Below are 458 nucleotides of genomic sequence, written 5' to 3'. Positions count from 1 at the left end.
ATGTAGATGTATGGACTCCCCTCCCTGAGAGGGATTATGGTGAAGTTGTCACACAAACCAAAAGAGAGTCCATACATGGAAAACTATACAGTGCTTGCTATCGACCTTGCAAAATTAGTCTTTCAGATTGTGAAAACAACAGGTTTCGGCAAGCTGGTTTATAACAAAAAAGTGAGCCGTGAAAAGCTAAAAGAGTTATTGCGTAAAGAACCCAAAGCGTTGGTGGTGATGGAAGCCTGCGGAGGCAGTCACTACTGGTGCCGTTACGCTCAATCGCTTGGTCATGAGGTAAAAGCCTTGCCAGCCCGTCGGGTAAAAGCGTTTCGCCAGGGTCAAAAAACCGATGCAAATGATGCATTAGCCATAGCTACTGCGGCGCGGCAGCCGAATATGAAACCAGCGAGAATTCTGACGACAGAAGAGCAGGGTTTGCAAGGAATTGAAAAGATGCGCCAGCT

Annotated in this window: 1 protein-coding gene; it reads left to right on the top strand. The window is 46.9% G+C overall.

The annotated features are described in order from the left end of the window. Positions 1 to 75: 75 nt before the first annotated feature. The coding region (locus LSG37_RS21150) for an IS110 family transposase (protein ID WP_233081985.1) at positions 76 to 458 on the top strand (383 nt) is incomplete at its 3' end.

Origin of the sequence: Rheinheimera soli, assembly GCF_021290985.1 — a bacterium.
Lineage (GTDB): Bacteria > Pseudomonadota > Gammaproteobacteria > Enterobacterales > Alteromonadaceae > Pararheinheimera > Pararheinheimera soli.
Note: the sequence above shows the minus strand (reverse complement) of the source record. Positions and strands in the feature narration are given on the sequence as shown.